The organism is Microvirga sp. jy35 (genome assembly GCF_056148915.1).
On sequence record NZ_JBWBEW010000013.1, the window covers coordinates 19,777 to 37,220 of the forward strand.

Annotated in this window: 12 protein-coding genes and 1 pseudogene; 9 read left to right on the top strand and 4 right to left on the bottom strand. The window is 56.6% G+C overall.

Going from position 1 to position 17,444, the window contains the following annotated elements:
- Positions 1-173 precede the first annotated feature (173 nt).
- Positions 174-669: pseudogene (locus tag AC0QTX_RS12355) on the bottom strand (hypothetical protein).
- 390 nt (positions 670-1,059) lie between these two features.
- On the opposite strand from AC0QTX_RS12355, the gene AC0QTX_RS12360 reads away from it, so the two are divergent.
- From AC0QTX_RS12360 to fcl, 5 genes are all read left to right on the top strand, one after another.
- Positions 1,060-2,130 (top strand): glycosyltransferase family 2 protein, encoded by a 1,071-nt coding sequence (locus AC0QTX_RS12360; RefSeq protein WP_474604130.1) that lies wholly within the window; start codon positions 1,060-1,062, stop codon positions 2,128-2,130.
- Positions 2,127-2,552, top strand: coding sequence for a GtrA family protein (locus tag AC0QTX_RS12365; protein WP_474604131.1), 426 nt, complete (start codon positions 2,127-2,129; stop codon positions 2,550-2,552). Before AC0QTX_RS12360 ends, AC0QTX_RS12365 begins: the two co-directional genes overlap by 4 nt.
- Positions 2,553-2,658: 106 nt before the next feature.
- Entirely contained in the window at positions 2,659-3,801 is a 1,143-nt protein-coding gene (rffA, locus tag AC0QTX_RS12370; protein WP_474604132.1) for a dTDP-4-amino-4,6-dideoxygalactose transaminase, read from the top strand.
- A gap of 644 nt (positions 3,802-4,445) precedes the next feature.
- On the top strand, positions 4,446-4,760 hold the full coding sequence (locus tag AC0QTX_RS12375; protein WP_474604133.1) for a hypothetical protein: 315 nt from the start codon (positions 4,446-4,448) through the stop codon (positions 4,758-4,760).
- A gap of 402 nt (positions 4,761-5,162) precedes the next feature.
- Complete coding sequence (gene fcl, locus AC0QTX_RS12380) at positions 5,163-6,107, top strand: GDP-L-fucose synthase (RefSeq protein WP_474604134.1); 945 nt, start codon at positions 5,163-5,165, stop codon at positions 6,105-6,107.
- A 195-nt stretch (positions 6,108-6,302) separates the two neighbouring features.
- Here fcl and AC0QTX_RS12385 read toward each other — a convergent pair whose 3' ends face one another.
- Positions 6,303-6,866, bottom strand: coding sequence for an NUDIX hydrolase (locus AC0QTX_RS12385; RefSeq protein WP_474604135.1), 564 nt, complete (start codon positions 6,864-6,866; stop codon positions 6,303-6,305).
- A gap of 273 nt (positions 6,867-7,139) precedes the next feature.
- On the opposite strand from AC0QTX_RS12385, the gene AC0QTX_RS12390 reads away from it, so the two are divergent.
- The 4 genes from AC0QTX_RS12390 (at position 7,140) to AC0QTX_RS12405 (ending at position 11,806) form a co-directional block, all read left to right on the top strand.
- The gene (locus AC0QTX_RS12390) at positions 7,140-8,678 is read left to right on the top strand and encodes a glycosyltransferase (protein WP_474604136.1); all 1,539 of its coding nucleotides are present in this window, start codon (positions 7,140-7,142) and stop codon (positions 8,676-8,678) included.
- A gap of 3 nt (positions 8,679-8,681) precedes the next feature.
- The gene (locus AC0QTX_RS12395) at positions 8,682-9,833 is read left to right on the top strand and encodes a glycosyltransferase family 4 protein (protein WP_474604137.1); all 1,152 of its coding nucleotides are present in this window, start codon (positions 8,682-8,684) and stop codon (positions 9,831-9,833) included.
- A gap of 230 nt (positions 9,834-10,063) precedes the next feature.
- Entirely contained in the window at positions 10,064-11,104 is a 1,041-nt protein-coding gene (locus AC0QTX_RS12400; protein WP_474604138.1) for an FkbM family methyltransferase, read from the top strand.
- A 51-nt stretch (positions 11,105-11,155) separates the two neighbouring features.
- The gene (locus AC0QTX_RS12405; protein WP_474604139.1) at positions 11,156-11,806 is read left to right on the top strand and encodes an FkbM family methyltransferase; all 651 of its coding nucleotides are present in this window, start codon (positions 11,156-11,158) and stop codon (positions 11,804-11,806) included.
- A gap of 398 nt (positions 11,807-12,204) precedes the next feature.
- Here the strand turns inward: AC0QTX_RS12405 and AC0QTX_RS12410 are convergent, their stop codons facing one another.
- Entirely contained in the window at positions 12,205-13,455 is a 1,251-nt protein-coding gene (locus AC0QTX_RS12410) for a glycosyltransferase (protein ID WP_474604140.1), read from the bottom strand.
- A 66-nt stretch (positions 13,456-13,521) separates the two neighbouring features.
- Positions 13,522-17,295 (bottom strand): FkbM family methyltransferase, encoded by a 3,774-nt coding sequence (locus AC0QTX_RS12415; protein WP_474604141.1) that lies wholly within the window; start codon positions 17,293-17,295, stop codon positions 13,522-13,524.
- Positions 17,296-17,444 lie beyond the last annotated feature (149 nt).

The window sequence follows — 17,444 nt, forward strand, 5'->3', positions numbered from 1 at the left end:
CTTCTCTACTGCCCTTCAGAGGTGGCGTTGACGCCTCGGCTTTATGACGCGCTAGCGATAAGCCTAGAGCATCGGATGAGATGACGAATCCGACGAGTTCTGCATCTCAGCAATCCTAGGGCCATCTCGAGGCCACTGATGGTGCGTCCACTTATAGGTCCGATGCTCCAGGACTACGGCCCCTTTAAGAGTCTATGCCATAAGCATAAATACCGCCCCAAGCGGCGGACGAGGAGTATAACGGAAGCAGCATAATGGAATGCGCGGGCTGACGTGAGTGTCGCCTCCGGATCCTTCCAGAGCCACAATTGCAACCGGTCGACGCAAAGGTGCGTTCGACCGCCCAGCGGCGCGAATGCACCGCAAATCCCACCTGATTAGGCGACTTTCTGACATTTCGATCGTGATCGAGGTCGCCTACGCGGGAGCCTCTCCGGCATAGCTGCTGTCAGCAAGGCGCTGAGAATGAACGGGAAGGAGCGCCATCATAGTCTTGGACGTCAGCGGGGTCGCCGGAAAGGACATAAAAGATACTGTTGAGGATCTCACGAACTGGCTAGCACTGCGAGTGACCTCGGGTGCATGCTCAGGCAGTAGCGGCTTGATCAGCGCCCATTCGACATCAATCAAATCAGTTTCGTGTCGCAAGGCGTCGCGACTATACCACAGCTAGGTGGTCGGAGTCCAAATACCGGCTCTAGGTCAGGCTTCAGCACCCTCTGGAATTTTAGCCGCCTCGGCCACTCAACCCTTTTCGGGTCGGGCTCTTAGTGCCGTGCGAAACCGTGACGGGTATTCTGCACCCATTCTGTTTGGCGCCTGGATGGCCCTCGGGATGACAAGGTTCGCCATCTCGATACAATCTATCCTTCAGCAACTCAAACTGGCGTTTATCGGCACAGTTTGGAAGGCTGATCCAGCCGACGACACAGTTCCGTTAAAACCCTTCGAGAGCACTCTTGAAGGGATTGGGGACAATAGACTAAGAGACTCGCTTCGCGCAGAACCTCCTGAGGCGCCCGGCAAGGGTTTATCTCACCCGTGGGAAGGAGGCAAACAATGGGCTCAGTAATGACGAACTCAGCAGAATGCAGTGAAGCACGGGCGCGTCCGATTTACTTGTCGTTTGTAAGCCCAGTGTATGGGTCGCCCCAGAGCCTGCCTGAACTTCAGCAACGCATTCATGCGGTCTGCACAAAAAACAACTGGCAGTACGAAATTATTCTCGTGGATGACCGCTGCCCCAAAGGATCCTGGCAGATCGTGGAGAAGCTTGCCAGCGCGCACTCCGAAATAACGGGCCTGCGACTCTCACGCAATTTTGGTCAACATTCAGCAATCCAAGCTGGCCTAGCGCACGCTAAAGGCGAGTGGGTTGTGGTATTGGACTGTGATTTGCAGGACATTCCGGAAGAGACTCCGAAGCTCCTGGCAAAGGCGCTCGAGGGTTATAAGATTGTTCGGGCTCGTCGGGTCCAGCGCCAGGATCGATTTGATCGCAAACTGCTGTCTTGGGCCTTCTATGGGGTCTTGAGCTATCTTACCTCGACGAAACAAAACCCGGAAATTGCAAATTTTGGGGTGTATCACCACTCCGTGATTAGGACGATTACGTCATGGCATGAGCAAATGAAATTCTTTCCTGCCATCGTTCAGTGGGTCGGCTTTGCTTCAACTGAGGTTGAGGTTGACCATAGTGAACGTTTTGCAGGCAGCAGTTCGTACAGCTACCGTAAACTGCTGCGCCTCGCCACAGAAGTGATTATCAGCTTCTCAGACCGACCACTGCGCCTGATAGTTGCGCTAGGAATGATCATCTCATTTCTGGCAGTTGCAGTCTCGATCTTCGTATTGTACGGCGGCTTGTCGGGGCGCTTTACAGTTGCAGGCTGGGCTACAACAATGCTCTCAGTCTGGTTCCTTGGAGGCGTGACCATTTCGGTGCTGGGTCTAAGCGCTCTGTACATTGGTCGCGTCCTCGCTGAAGTAAAAGATCGGCCAACATACATTATCGATGAAGTGGCGAAATACAGGAACTTTGCTCCAGACCCAGACCCAAATCCCCACTTGGCTGCTGCGAACGCACCTCCCCAAGAGAAGCTCAACCGGCTGCAGAAGGCCATACTATGACTTCGGGCAGCGCAGTTCCACCAACGGCACCAAGGCCTGTTCACGCGGCCTTTGCGAGGTATGCGATCGTAGGAGTTCTGTCCAATGGATTTCTCTACGGCCTAAACCTAGGACTAGTCACACTCGGCCTATCTCCTGCACAGTCAGTGATGATCGCTTACCCTCTGGGGGTGTGCCTCACATTCTGGGCTAACTGGCGCTGGAGTTTCAAGTCAACCGAGGTTGGTGGGCGCGCATTTACGAAGTACCTAGTTGTTTATGCTCTAGGCTACGTGTTTATGTTGGCTGCGGTTTTCACCCTTGATCGTATCGGTACGCCCGTATGGCTTGCGCTGCTGTTAGCTATTGCTGCCACGGCAGTTTTCATCTTCACCTTGCTAAGGGTTTGGGCATTCAGCCGTCCACATGGCCGCAATGCTTAGGCCATGCTGCAGTTCCTTTTTCACTCAAGTTCCATTGTATGCATCTTTCCGAAACCTCTAAGGGCTATGACCTTTAATCCATGAAAGGACACTGGCACGCCAGTGCATGATGATGAGCAGAATCCCGTACAACCGGCCAGTTCTCGCCGGGCACGAGCTAACTTACATCCGTCAAGCCATTGAACATGGCCAACTGGCTGGTGACGGCCCTTTCACGAGCCGATGCCAGGAATTGTTGCGCGACCGGATCAACGCAGAGGCGGTACTACTCACTCACTCCTGTACTGCAGCTTTGGAGATGGCCGCAATCTTGATCGGAATCGAACAGGGAGATGAGGTCATAATGCCCTCGTTCACGTTCGTTTCAACAGCTAATGCGGTCGTTCTACGCGGAGGCATTCCTGTTTTCGTCGATATCCGTCCGGACACGCTGAATATAAACGAAAAACTCATTGAATCTGCAATTACTCCAAAAACCAAGTCTATCTGGCCAGTGCACTACGCCGGCGTCGGCGCTGATATGCGTACTATCTCTGAGATTGCTGATCGACACGGCCTTACCGTGGTAGAGGACGCTGCCCAAGCCCTTGGATCGCGCTACGAAGGTCGGCCCGCCGGAAGCTTTGGGGACCTCGCCGCGTTTAGTTTTCACGAGACTAAGAATATCATTTCAGGAGAAGGTGGCGCGTTAGCGATCAATAATCCTACTCTTGTCGAGCGAGCCGAAATCATCCGCGAAAAAGGTACAAACCGGAAGCGGTTCTTCAGAGGGCAAGTTGATAAGTATACTTGGGTCGATATAGGATCCTCATTCCTCCCAGGTGAACTCATAGCTGCTTTTCTGCTTGGGCAGCTTGAGAAAGCGGACGACATCAACTCTTACCGCTTGAGTGTCTGGAATCGGTATCATGAGGCATTTACACGCTATCAAAACCTTGGCGTCCGACTGCCCATTATACCGTTGGAGTGTCAGCACAACGCTCATCTGTTTTACCTGATCCTACCTGACAGCACGGTCCGTGACGAATTCATCGCGCGAATGCGCTCAGATGATATTATGACCCCATTCCACTACGTCCCACTTCATAGTGCTCCGGCAGGAAAACAGTATGGGCGAGTTCATGCAAGCCTCCCTCACACTGACGACTTGAGTGCACGGCTTGTTCGATTGCCGCTATTTCCGAATATTGGGGAACAGGCCGACCGAGTGATCGAGCGAGCGTGTACACACTTGGATACGTTGCTATAACGGCTTAGATGGGAATGATGCTGGGCAAGCGATACGGCGGAACATGAAACCGCCTACCACCCTCCCCTCCCACGTTAAAGTTCGGGTGACTCCGCAATGCCCCTTATATCCGCCCCCTAATGGACATCCGGCGATCTTCGACCTAGGTGTTCGCTCATCAGTGCAGTAATGGCTGGAACCATCCTGATTGGGCAGTTTGCGCACGACTCAAGTAACAGAGTCCTAATAGCCGCTTAGCTTATCAGCCGATCACGTTCATACGCACCCTCAGTAACGCAATACGTGAACGTGAGCCACCGACGGAGTGTAGCCCCTACGATCTGGTGAGCGGCCGAGGCTCCTTGCATAGTTCGGCTGGACGTTAAATATCCGCGGCCGCCTCGGGATCCCCTTAGCGGGCGCTCGTGCCTCGTAACGAGGAACTTGGATACCTGTGCAGGCCCCTTCACATCGCCCGAGTGATCTGAGCTGCAAACTTGCCCTGTTTCCAGTGGTTGGACTTTTCAGGCCTCAGATAGTTGGAATGCACATATATGTAGACTGGAGACGTTGACTATCAGACCAGCGTCCTTATCAGACATGATTGGGATGGTGCTGCCATTTTTGAGGCACCTTTCCCTAACACTAAAACGCGGAAAGTAGCGATGCAGGATCGGAAATCGAAACCTTCAGATGACGACTTGGATGATGCTGAACTAAGAGATCTCATTACAGCGATTGTGAAGTGTGGCCCTTACCTTTTTAGGTTTGCTCGTGCATTTGCATACGGTATGGCAAGCTACTTTCTCTTGTGGCTTCAACCCTATTTTACCTTCAGCTTTTCTGCCTTGGCCCTGGGTATCTTCTTTCTCGCCACTGTGAGGCGAACAACATTCATCGCAGAAGCCGCACTCGGTGTGATCGTGCTCTCTGTCTTTATCCCTCCCGCAATGATACACTCATTGGCTGGTCTCTTTTGATCGCGATTTTAGGGACAGGCATACTGTCGAGTGATATTTGCCGGTCACCTATCATAGCCCTGACACACCTCTTGGACTCCGCAAGTGAAATCGGAACCGAAACTGGCTGAGCATGGGTTTACTCAACCCTTGATTGCGCACCCCGATCTATTTGGGAGACAAGCGCCACGGAATTGCATGCTGGTCAAATTGAACTTAGCAGGCTCATATTGTCGCGACCTCGTCTCATCAACTCGGTGGTCGGTGCTGAATTCAAGCGCTTGTTACAGTCAGGGAGAAAGCGCCCTCGCCCCTATGAACCGCGCTCACTCACAACGTGTTGACGCCCTCCACAATATGAGTAAAAACCCGCTCTGAACATTTGGTCGCTCACTCATAGCGTGAGCATAGAGGACAACTGCAGTGGCTGACTATTCACTTAAGGGCAAGCGGGTCTGGGTTTCTGGCCATCGCGGCATGGTCGGTTCGGCCATCGTTCGCCGGCTGCAGGACGAGAATTGCATAATCCTGACCGCCGGCCGTGATGAGGTCGATCTGCGCGACCCAACGGCGGTCGACCGCTGGGTGCATCGCAACCAGCCGGACGCCGTCTTCATCGCAGCCGCGAAGGTCGGTGGGATCATGGCGAATTCGTCGCTGCCCGCGGATTTCATCTACGACAACCTGATGATCGCCTCCAACCTCATCAAGAGCGCGCATGACCACAAGCTCGACAAGGTGCTCTTCCTCGGCTCGTCCTGCATCTACCCAAAGCTCGCGCCGCAGCCGATGCCTGAGAGCGCTCTCCTGACGGGCCCGCTCGAGCCGACCAATGAATGGTACGCGGTTGCTAAGATCGCCGGCATCAAGCTCTGTCAGGCCTTCCGAAGGCAGCATGGCGACAATATGATCTCCGCCATGCCCACAAACCTTTACGGTCCAGGCGACAACTACGATCTCCAGACGAGCCACGTCCTGCCGGCGCTCCTGCGCAAGATGCATACTGCGCGCGAGAACGGTGATCGGACAGTGACAATCTGGGGCTCGGGCGCCCCTCTACGGGAGTTCATGTACGTGGACGACTTGGCCGACGCCTGCGTATTCCTGATGAAGGAGTACTCGGGTGATGAGCACGTGAACGTCGGATCGGGCCAGGAGATTTCGATCCGTGGCCTCGCCGAGCTCATCGCCGATATCGTGGGTTTCAAGGGCGAGTTGGTCTTCGACCAGACCAAACCGGATGGAACGCCGCGCAAGCTCCTCGATAGCTCGAAGCTCGCGCAACTCGGTTGGACCGCCAAGCACAGCCTCGGCGATGGAATCCGCGAGTCCTATGCCTCGTTCTTGCGTACGAAAGTCGCGGCTTGAGGAGCGTGAACCAGCCTCCGGAGCCATTCGCCAAGAGCCTGATACTCGCTGCGTGATGTCAAAGCGCCGCGCGCGGAACGCGGCTCCCGACTCCACCTCTCCAAAAGGGAGAGGTGGAGTACGGCTTAGCGGAGGCGCACTGCCTGGAAAGTCTGCCATCCCTCCACCGCGCGTGCCGTCCTTATCGCTCACCCTTTAGCCGGCTTCACGTAATTGTTTCGGAAAATAGCCCATCCTGCTCAGGCCGAGAAACACCATTCCGACATGGCTCAGGTTCTTGAACTTGCCCTCTCCGATCAAGGTGACGAGTTCCGGAATCGGCATGACGATGACCTCTGTCTCCTCTGAAGGATCGCTTTCGGGTTCTCCTGCATCAACCGCACCGAAGCCCAAGACGAGGTGAGTCCGGTTTGTGAGCTTTGCAGGGTCTGTCGAGTGTGGGGGAAGCACCTCGTGACGAGCGAGACGGTAGCCGGTCTCCTCCCGGAGTTCGCGCAACCCCGTGGACGCGGGACAGGATTCATCCGGATTCATCATGCCTCCCGGCAGTTCAAGCACATAATCCTTATACCCATGACGGTATTGGCGTGTCAGAACGACGCCGCCATGATCTGTCAATGCAAGAACATGAACGAAGTCCGGATACTCAAAGGTATAATAAGGATCAATGCTGTAACCAACCGACGTGACACACTGCTCCGACCGTACTTTGAGCCACTTTTCATAGATAATATAGGCCGATGATTTGACGGTCCACATGTGAACTCCGAGGATTACCAGCGTTAGGTTCGGTGAAACGGGCCCGAACTTCGCCTTCCAGTGTCCTCGGGAGTAGCTGCGCTTCGCCCGTCCCGTCAACGTCGCCTTCGGAGTTGATGGCAGGGCTGCCAAGCACAGTCCTCTCCCAGGCGCATCCACTCCGTCGCTCATCTGATCTGCCTTCCCAATTGAAGCCGGGCCGCCTGTAGTGATAAGAGGCCCTGGGAACAAGAGTGGGACAGAGGCGTGCAATTGAATCGAGACACAACTCAGATGCTGTTGAGGCGCTACCTACCCAGGTGGTCGCGGCGGATCCTGAGACGCTTGCGCCCAGTTTCAAGAGCGCCGGCCGAGGCAGTGCAGGGACATCAACCCGCCCTGATGCGCGGGAGCGAAAACGAGGCCGAAGCCCTTGTTGTCCGGATGTATCAGTTGGCGCTCAATCGGACGCCCAGCCCCGAAGAACGCCAGATTTGGACAAGCCAGATCATCGATGGCCGCTTAAGCCCTGCGGGCTTCGTCGAGCTGATCGCGAGTTCGCCTGAAGCAGACGCCGTACGCGCTCAGGCCACACTCCTCCCGGAGGTCCCGAACGGGCAGTTCGTCCAACTCGCCTATGAGCAGCTCCTCGACCGCGGCGCGATGGCAGACGAGATCGTCCATTGGGAACACAGAATGGCCCAAAACGAGCTCCGCAGGGACCGGTTCGTGACCTCGCTCTTCGTCCACCGTGCGACGGAAGCCCTGGCCCGGTCGGAGGAAGTACCGCCGTCTCATTCCACCCTCGCACAGGTGATGGGGACAGATACAGTGATCGATACGAAGGAGTGGCAGAAGCGCGCCGATGCCATCGGCCCTGATGTCAAGCCGGTAACCGCGAAAGTCCATTCAGGCTTGTCATTCCAGCACAGCGGCCCCGAAATTCTCGTGTCCGCAATCGCAAGCCTTTACAGAGGCGGCGACTTTATCGGACAGTTTCTCGAGAACATCACGTCCCAGTCGATCTTCGACTCCTGCGAACTCATCATCATCGACGCGGATTCCCCGGAAGACGAGTTCTCCACAATCTCCCGCTATCTGAAGCGCTTCCCGAATATTGTCTATCATAGGACGCCTACCCGCATCGGCATCTACGAAGCCTGGAACCTTGGTGTTGAAATGGCCCGTGGCCGATACATCACCAACACCAATCTCGATGACCTAAGGCGATCGGACTCGTTCGAGCGGCAGGTCGAAATCCTGGAGAAGTTCCCGTTTGTTGATGTCGTGTACCAAGACTTCTACTATTCGTTCGACGGCACAGCCAGCTTCGACAGGACAGCTGCGGTCGGCGTGCAAAGCCAGTTGCCGATTGTGACACCTTACAATCTCATGCGGTCGAACTCTCCGCACAATGCTCCGATGTGGCGGCGCGCAGTCCACGACGATGTCGGACTGTTCGATGCATCATACCGATCTGCAGGTGACTACGACTTCTGGCTCCGGGCCATACAAGCCGGCAAGGTGTTCTACAAAATTAATGACCCTCATGTCGTTTACTTCGTTAATCCGGATGGCCTGTCGACACGGCCGAATACGCGTGGGATCGAGGAGGCCAATCGAGCAACGAGAGAGCACGCTCGTCGGATTATCTCCCCGAGATTGACGTCGTCTGATGAGCCATTTCTGACGGAAGTCCACCAACTCCTCGGAGCCCCAGTCAATCTCAGCGTGTCCGAGCGAGCCTCTCCTGAATGGCGGTATATAGCGGCTCAAAGCGCGATGCGGTTGCGTTCAATAGCCTCCCGCCAGACCAGCATCATTGAGGAATAAGCAATGTCATTGGTGATCGATGGGGTGTTCTTTCAGCTGGCGCAATCAGGCATCGCGCGAATATGGCGGGCTATCCTTCCCCTCCTTGCGCAAAAGCTTGACATGCCGATCGTCTTTCTCGACCGCGGCGGTGGCGGTGGCGATGTTGAGGGAATTGAGGTCGTCCCCTTCCCGACCTACAAGTCGAAGTACAACGCCTACGACTCGGCGCTTCTGGAACGCGTCTGCCGGTACTATGGCGCGAAGGTGTTCACCTCAACCTACTACACAACCCCCTTGCAGACGCCGTCGCTGCTGCTCGTTTATGACATGATTCCCGAGCGTCTCGGCTTCGATCTCACGGCACGAGATTGGCGCGAGAAGGAACTCGCGATCGCGCATGCCCGCCGGCATATCTGCATCTCGGGCAATACGCGCAAGGATCTCCTAGAATATTATCCCGAGCTCAACCCGAAGACGACGACATTCGCTTATCTGGGCGTCGATCAGAATGTCTTCAGACCGGCCGACGAGAGCGCGGTTTCCGACTTCCGCCTCAAGCTCGGCCTGACGAGGCCATATTACATATTCGTGGGGTCGCGGGTTCAGCACAAGAATTACAAGAACGCGAGCCTCTTCTTCGATGCCGTCAAAACCATGCCTGAGGTTGATTTCGACGTCGTCTGTGTCGGTGGTGAGAAGAACACCCTGACCGCGATTGAGGATAGCACTGGCCACAAGATCATTCAGGTGGATCTTGACGACAGCGAACTTGCCCTTGCATATCGTGGCGCAACGGCTCTGGTTTACCCCTCGCTCTACGAAGGCTTTGGGCTGCCGGTGGCCGAGGCCATGAGTTGCGGATGTCCGGTGATTTCGACCGCTCACGGCTCGCTGTCAGAGGTGGCGGCGGATGCCGCTCTGACAATCGGAGGCAGTTCGGTTCCAGAGATGGTAGAAGCCCTTCGTATGGTGCGGGACCCGAAGGTTCGTGCGCGCTTAATCGCGTCGGGAAGCCAACATGTACGCAAATTTCGTTGGGAGTCATTCGCCGATGAGGTTGCCCGCGCCGTCCAAATCGTCGCCGCAGAGAGTGGCAGAGGAGTCTACAGGGAATTTTATCAGGCGTGGACAGAACTCCGGGCATTGCAAGGGGATGTCGATACTCTAGCTTGAGCGGTTCAGCGCTTTAACGGGAGGAAGAGCAATCGGGACCCAGGGCCGACTGCTAGGCCGAGACGCCAACTCCGGATGCTCGCCAGTACGGCAACCTACCCTAATGGCACAGACGTTGTCCTTACCGTCCTAAGAGCGTGGTTCCGGTGGACAACCAACCGCCACCGCAGTTATGGATAGTGTTTCGTTGCGATAGTATTTATGGTAGTGCCCGCTTGAGGAGAGAATGTGTGATTTCTTACGCACAGAACCTGGAGGACGTGATGATCGCGCGACTATTCCCGCGCGACTATCGCGGATTCTACATCGATATCGGTGCGGCCCACCCAACCCATCTCTCCGTCACCAAGCATTTCTACGATTCGGGTTGGAGCGGCGTTAACGTCGAGCCGTTGCCCGACTTCTTCCAAAAATTGTCGGCTGCTCGCCCCCGTGACATCAATCTCCACGCGATGGTTGGAAGTACGACCGGTCAGCGAACGTTCTTCGAGATCGCCGAACTGCCGGAAAACTCGACAAGCGACGAACAGGTCATGACCTCTTTGAAGGAGCAAGGTCGCACCGTCCGAACCCACGACGTCCCAGTCATCAGTGTCAAGGAGCTCTGTGAGCGCTACGCCGACGATCGAGTCATCGATTTCATGAAGGTAGACGTTGAAGGGGGAGAACTGGAGGTCCTCCAGAGCGCCGACTGGCAACGTTTCCGCCCGATCCTCCTTGTCATTGAAGCCGTCGTTGTCAATGGACGCGAGGAAACCTGGGCCCAGTGGGAATGGATCGTCACGGAGCATGGCTACGAAAAGGTTTGGTTTGATGGCCTAAACAATTACTACCTGAGGCATGAAAGTCTCAATCTCAAAGAGCATTTTCGTCTGCCACCAAACGTCTTTGACGATTTCGCAACAGCACGGCTCCAAGCATCCGGGGACGAGTGGATCGACTTGGAGGAGATGCTGAAGCATGTAGATGCCGATCGGCAGGCCAAGCAGGAGGTGGTGAACCGGCTCGCGGCCGAGTTGGCCGCGATCGACGCCGACCGCCATGCTAAGCAGGAGGTCGTCGACCGTCTTGCGACCGAGCTGGCAGAGATGGATGCCGACCGCCATGCGAAGCAGGAAACAATCGGGCGGCTGACTGCTCAGATTGCTGAGCTTGAGGCCGGACACCATGCGAAGCAGGAAACAATCGGGCGGCTGACTGCTCAGATTGCTGAGCTTGAGGCCGAGCTCAAGCGTAAGAAGCTCATCTGGTGGCATCGCTCCCCTCCATAGGGAGAGCTGGTCCCGTTTGGTGGAGCGCCGTTGATTTTCGGGAACATGTTGATGCAATTCAATGAGATCTGTCGCCGGCTTATTGCAGCAAGAAGCATCGATCTCACACTTGATGTCGGAGCGAATGCAGGACAGTTCGCCAGGGTTCTTCGTGAAGAATACCGCTATCTCGGGAAGGTGATCTCGTTTGAGCCCTTGACCGACGCCTATGCGAGGTTGGTTGAGGCGGCGAACGGTGATGCAAACTGGACTTGCTTCAACCTGGCCCTTGGCGATGTTGAAGGACCAGCCATTATCAATGTTTCGGCAAATTCGTGGAGCAGCTCAATGCTTGATGTTGTTCCACGATCAGTGGAACTTGAGCCTTCGATCGGCTACACAGGCCAACAGAACGTATCGGTCCGTTGCCTTGACACCGTCATCCAGGAAATCAGTCCCGAGAGCCGATCAATCTTCCTTAAGCTCGATGTTCAGGGTTTCGAAAGGCAGGTTCTCCTAGGATCGCTGAAGATCCTCGATCGAGTACAGCTCATCCAGATCGAAACGTCCTTGCTACCCGTCTATGCTGGCGAGCCCCTTATCGGTGACATGATCAAGATGCTGGATTTCCTAGGCTTCCGGATCGTTGCAGTGGAGCCTGGATGGCATGATCCTCACACGGGCGAGCTTCTTCAGATGGATCTGATGCTTGCACGAAAGTGAAGGCGGCAGCAGCACATGCCGTTCTCTTATCGGGTCTCAACTTGATCACACTTTGCCCCGCTGATGCCTCTGAGAGCTTGCCGAGTGCGTGACAGCAGCGGGTATGAACCCGCTTCTCGAAGTATCAATCCTTACACTGGCAGCCCGACCAAGCTCGGGCTGCCAGTCCCACGAGATCCGCAATGTGTTTCCACGGAACCGAGGTTCACCGGAGCACAATTTGCTAAGGCGCCACAGCCTCACCTTCCCACAGTACGGCAGGGTCGGTGCAGCGAGAGTGAGAGGGCAGAGCGTAATCCCGAGAGACCTCCCACCCCTGAGCCGGATCTAAAGGTTCAATCTCTCCCGTAGGACGCCCGGTGCAGTAAGGCGGTACTGCGCGATTCTCCCGTGCTGTTCTATGCGTCGGGTCGATCCGGGACGGCGACGAAGCTATCGTAGATATGGCGGACATAGCGGTCGGGACGAAAGAGTTCTGCGGCATGAGCGGCAGCGGCATGTCCGAGGGATCGCCGCCAGACAGCGTCGCTGCGCAACGCACGAAGCGCGGCGGCTGCCTCGCCGATATTGGCCTCAGCCCATCGTGCGCCGGTATCGGTATATTTGCCCTGCGGGTCGTCCACGGGCACAAGGGTGTATCCCACGGGTACCCCCGTTTCCCGGCTTAGGAAATCTACGCTTCCGGACCAGTTCGTCGCAACGGCGGGCAAACCCCGCAGCATGCCTTCGGCAATTGGGAGACCGAGTCCTTCCGCACGGTGCAGTGACAGGATTACATCGGCGCGATCATACAGCGCATCCATGCCAGCGCGATCCAAAACTTCCCCGGCTAGCTCGATATTAGCAGCGCCGCCGGCCGCCGCTTGCATCTGCCGCAGGCCTTCAGGCCATACTTCGGCATTCATGTACTTCACGAGGAGTCTTGCTGAGGGATCATCCCCAAACGCCTGTCGAAATGCCGCGATCGCTGCGCAAGGATTCTTGCGAGCGAAGCTCGAAGCCATATTGAAGATGACGAGCACTGTGAACACGCCCCCGTCCCGATGCACAGCTCGCGGTGTTCCATCAAAAACCAGAGGATAGGGAACGACGTGCAATGGCCGCCCGGACGCGATTGGTGAAATCGCATCCCGAACAAACGTCGTGTTTACACAAATTTCATGAACGAGCGGAATTGCCAGTGACCAGTCTTCGGGGATCCTGGGCAGTTCCCAGAACCAATGCGCAATGATGCGCTTGCGGCGCACGAAAGAGCGGCCCAGGTAGGCCATGGCCAATGGCACGAGCGGCCCGCTGACATGAAGAAAGACGGTGCCGTGCCCCTGCAATTGCCGGCCATCCGCAAAGTCGAAGCCAACGTAGTTCACCTCATGCATCAGTTTGGCCGTCAGATCGATCCCATAAACCGACAAACCCGCGGCCTTGAACGCATCGTGGCAGGCCCGCGCTGCGGCTCCTAGCCCTGATGCGTGGCGCAGCATGCCGACCACGATAATCGGTCCTCTTGCCTCCGCGTGCGGCGTTATTCGGGGCGCCCAGAAGGAGGCGGCCCGGAAGAGCACCGCCCGCCGTGCTTTATGCGGCAAACGCTGCCAGAGGTGCAGATGAGCGAATTTCAGAGCCCATTTAAGCATCGTTTCCACATCCACGCTTATTCGCATCCGTCATGCATACCCGCATGCCGAAGGAGCGGATCGCACCAGAATCTCCGTTCTTCATGATGCATGCTCCAGCAGGATGGTCTTCAGCCGCTGCACATTTTCAGCCCAGGTCAGCCACGGCATGTCATCTGATTTTGGATGCAGGCCCGCGGCATACAGATCCATCCAGTTTTTTACCGCTAGAGCCAGATCACTCGCGTCAGTCCCGGCGAAGTAGCTCGCATAAGGGCCTGCAACTTCGCGGAACACCGGAATGTCGCGCGCTATGATTGGAATGTGATGCCGCGCGGCCTCAATGAGCGGCAGACCAAATCCCTCATCCTCCGAGGCAGCAATCAGACATACACAAGCCGCATAGGTCTTCTCGAGATACTCATCGCTGACGCCCTCCAGCCAGAACAGACGTTTCCCGAGCTCTGGATGGTGGCGCAGCTTCTGGACAATGGCCGGAATCGTTCGCCGCTGGTCCTGCGGCTCGGCTTTCCAACCTTCTGCGCCCACGATGACAAGACTGACATCGGATCCCGCCTGCCAAAGCTGCTCGAAGGCCGCCAACGCCTGCAAATGACCCTTTCTGGGCTCGACCGTGCCAACCATCAGGAAGCTTGGGCTCTGGGACAGCAATTTCAGCACATCCTGCGCGTCATCTGGCAGCCCCATCGTCGGCGCCGACGCCGCAATGTCCGCGCCGAGGTGCAATGCCGTGATTTCAAGATGTTCCAGCGTCTCTGGCCTGTGCTCCTGCAACCACCGACTGGTCTCGTCCGCCACGGCATGTGAGATACAGATAAGACGATCCGCATTGTCGGCCACACTTAACAACCACTTGGCATGGATGTCGCTGAACCGGTCCGGGAAAAACTCGGGCCAGGTCAGTGGCAAGACATCGTAGACCATGAAGCTTGTCTTGACGCCGCGGGCGCGCCAATCTGCGTAGAGGCCGGCTGCCGCTGCGTGAACCACGCCATCCGTCCAGAAATCCGGCATGTAGAAGACATCGCCCTCAGAAATTTCCACCGGGTCGTCCTTCAGAACATCGTCTGGCAGGCCAAGAAGCTTCAGGGTAAAGCGCCTTGCATAGCGGTAATGCCACTGACCATTGGCCTCGCCAAGCCAGACCGGCTCCACCCTGAATCCGATCGGCGGATCATTCAGGAGGGCGAGCAATTGAGAGCGGACGACGCGCTGTATTCCCGTTTTGAAGTCCTGGCGTGCAAGGACCGATACATCGATGAGCAGCTGGCGGATGGCACCCTTCTGGAAAGGAGACTCTTTCGCCAGCGTCCGAGCGAGCTCAATCCATGCCCCGTCGTCGGGAGGCGCGGTGAGAAGAGATGCATGGTCCGCAAGCGCGTGCACATCCGCCATGGGGGATGCCCGCCTTGCAATGCTTTCAATGGCGGCATGATATTGACGTGCGACCTGGTCTGGGGAATGCCGCTCCGCCATACGGCGTGCCTCCTCGCGCAGGGCTTGCCGTTTCCCGGGATCGCCCCGGAGGATCATAATCGCGTTCGCCAGTTCGCCGGTTGAGAACTCGTCCGGCAGCATGAGCACACTGCCCATGGGCAGTTCCACCATGGATCCGTTGGCATTGACAATGCTAGGGACGCCATAGGCCAGACAGTCAAAGACGGCCGCCGATGTTTCTCCACGGGACTGGGTCCGCAGTTGAACTGCGATATCGGCCGCCTGCAGGTACTGCCTGTAAAGCTCGGACGGCGCAAAGCCGGTGATTCGAACACGTCCCTTAGCGGGGGACGCGTTAATGGCCCTGCGCAACCGCTCGCAGTATTCGTTGTTCTGGCTATCCTGGCCGACAAAGACGAGATGACAGGTCGCATCGTGCGCCATTGGCGTTTGCAGCCAAGCATCAAGTAGGCGCTGGTTCAGCTTTGTCTCGCCAAGAATACCAAAGGAGCAGATCAGGAAGTCATCCTCGCCGAGGCCAAGGGCCTTTCGTGCTACGTCGCGATCAATGGCTTCGGGCTGGCGACGCGGGAAAGGGACCACGGCCCAGTCCTGCGCAAAGTTCTGCCCGTAATGCTGCTGCGCGAGGCTTCGTGAAAACTCGCTGTGGACGATGACACCTTGGGCCCGCTGCAGCAGGGAAAGATTAACCGGGTAGGTATTGACCGTTTCGAGCTCCTTTGCAGGATCAAACCGGGCTTGAAGGGCTGAGTATCCATGTGACTGGTAGAGAGCGTTCGCCCAGAAGCCGTGGACCCCGCCATACAGTTCCAGATGCGCAATCAGGCCGCCAAGATAGAAGTCGTGCAGGACCATGATGCCCGGATAGCGATCAAGCAGCCGGAACATGTGATCATGAAAGAGAGAATTGCCAAACTGATAAATGATCCGGTCGTAGCCATGGGCATGCTGTTCAAACCATTCGAGATTTCGGATCACGCAATTGGTTCTGATCCAGGGATCCGAAACCTCTTTCTGTGCGACGACAACATCAATGGAGTAGTGCCGGGCAAGAGCCGGAAGCAACTCGGCGCTGTAGTCCGCAATGCCGGAGTGTTCCGGCGGCAGCGGCGAAACATAGGCGAGACGCGGTTTGGCCCCGCCCGTCGTCCGTCCCGATGGTTCTATGCGGTCCAGGTTGCTGCGCGCCCGCATTAGCCGTTGATAGCTCAGGCGGACGGATTGCGGCTCAATCGACAAGTCCAGAGGTCCGTCTTCCAGTGCCTTGCGCTCCGACATGAAACTCATCGCCCGCTGATGATAGGTCATCAGACGCAAGCGGTTGTTGAGGCTCGGAAGTCGGGCCGCGCTCCGCTTCGCCAGCGCTGAAAGGCGGGGTCGCTGCAGTATCTGGCCGACAAGGCTGACGAGGATGGTGCGAACCAGCCGCCGTGGACGGGAGCCCGGGCCGAACGATGTCCATGCCTTTGTCTGATACAATGACCAGTGGGCTGCGCGTTCGGCCGAGCGCAAGGGGGCCGACAGCTTCCAGGAATAGGAACCGCGAATGCTATCGAGTTGCTGCTCCAAGACCGCCACACGACGACCGAGGGCCTTTTCCTGAGCGACGGCAGAGCGCCTTCGACTCTCAATCTCGGCGCGGTTCTGGTTCAGCCGGTTGATTGTTTCCTCAGCTTGCGCCAACGCATGTGCTAGATCTGCGGCGAACGGAGACGTCGCGGCGAGTGCAAAATCGTCGAAATAATTCGGCCCTGCCCCGAAGCACTGCTTCAATTCAGGATGCCGGATGCTGATGTAGAAGCGGTTCAATCCGTCGAAGTAAGCGAACTCATACCCGAGAGCCAGAAGTTTGGGCTCCCACGTCTCGTGAGCTTGGCTGGGCACATTTGGTCGGGTGCTCTCGACGACAACGATCCATGGTCGAACGGATGAAGGAGACCAACTTACGATCGCCTGTTCCTCTGAGCCCTCGACGTCAATCTTGAGCCAATGCACCTCCTCCCCTTCGACGCTGTCTAGGATGGTTGACAGTGGCACGCTGCGGACATCAGTCCGGTTGATGCGGTAGCCATGTGCTGCATGCTGCTGAGCGATCCCTGCATCAGTCGTGCTCAATCCGGTGTTGGGGATCTCATAGAGAGGCAAGATCCCATCCTGCAGACCCACCGCAGCTTCGATGACGCGCTCGTCGGGGCGGGCCTGCCGAAGTTTCTCGGCATAGTACGCGACCGGCTCCACATGAATGCCGCGCCAGCCCTGTTGATAGAACAATAGACTGACAGAATCGGCGACAGGGTCCTGCGCTCCGATGTCGATATAAAATCCGCGCTTCAGCTGCTTCAGTGCGCGCCAGAGAATAACATCCTCGAAGTTCTGCGCATGCGAAGTTACGGTCAAGATTTCGCCCCGTCCCTGTTAAAGAGCTGAATTCGATAAAGGATATACTGCATCAGCATTTAGCAATGCTAATATCTAAAGCCATCGAATTGTCCGGCTGTGCGGCTCTCCTTGCCATAGGGATCCAGGCTGAACGCGGGACACTCCTA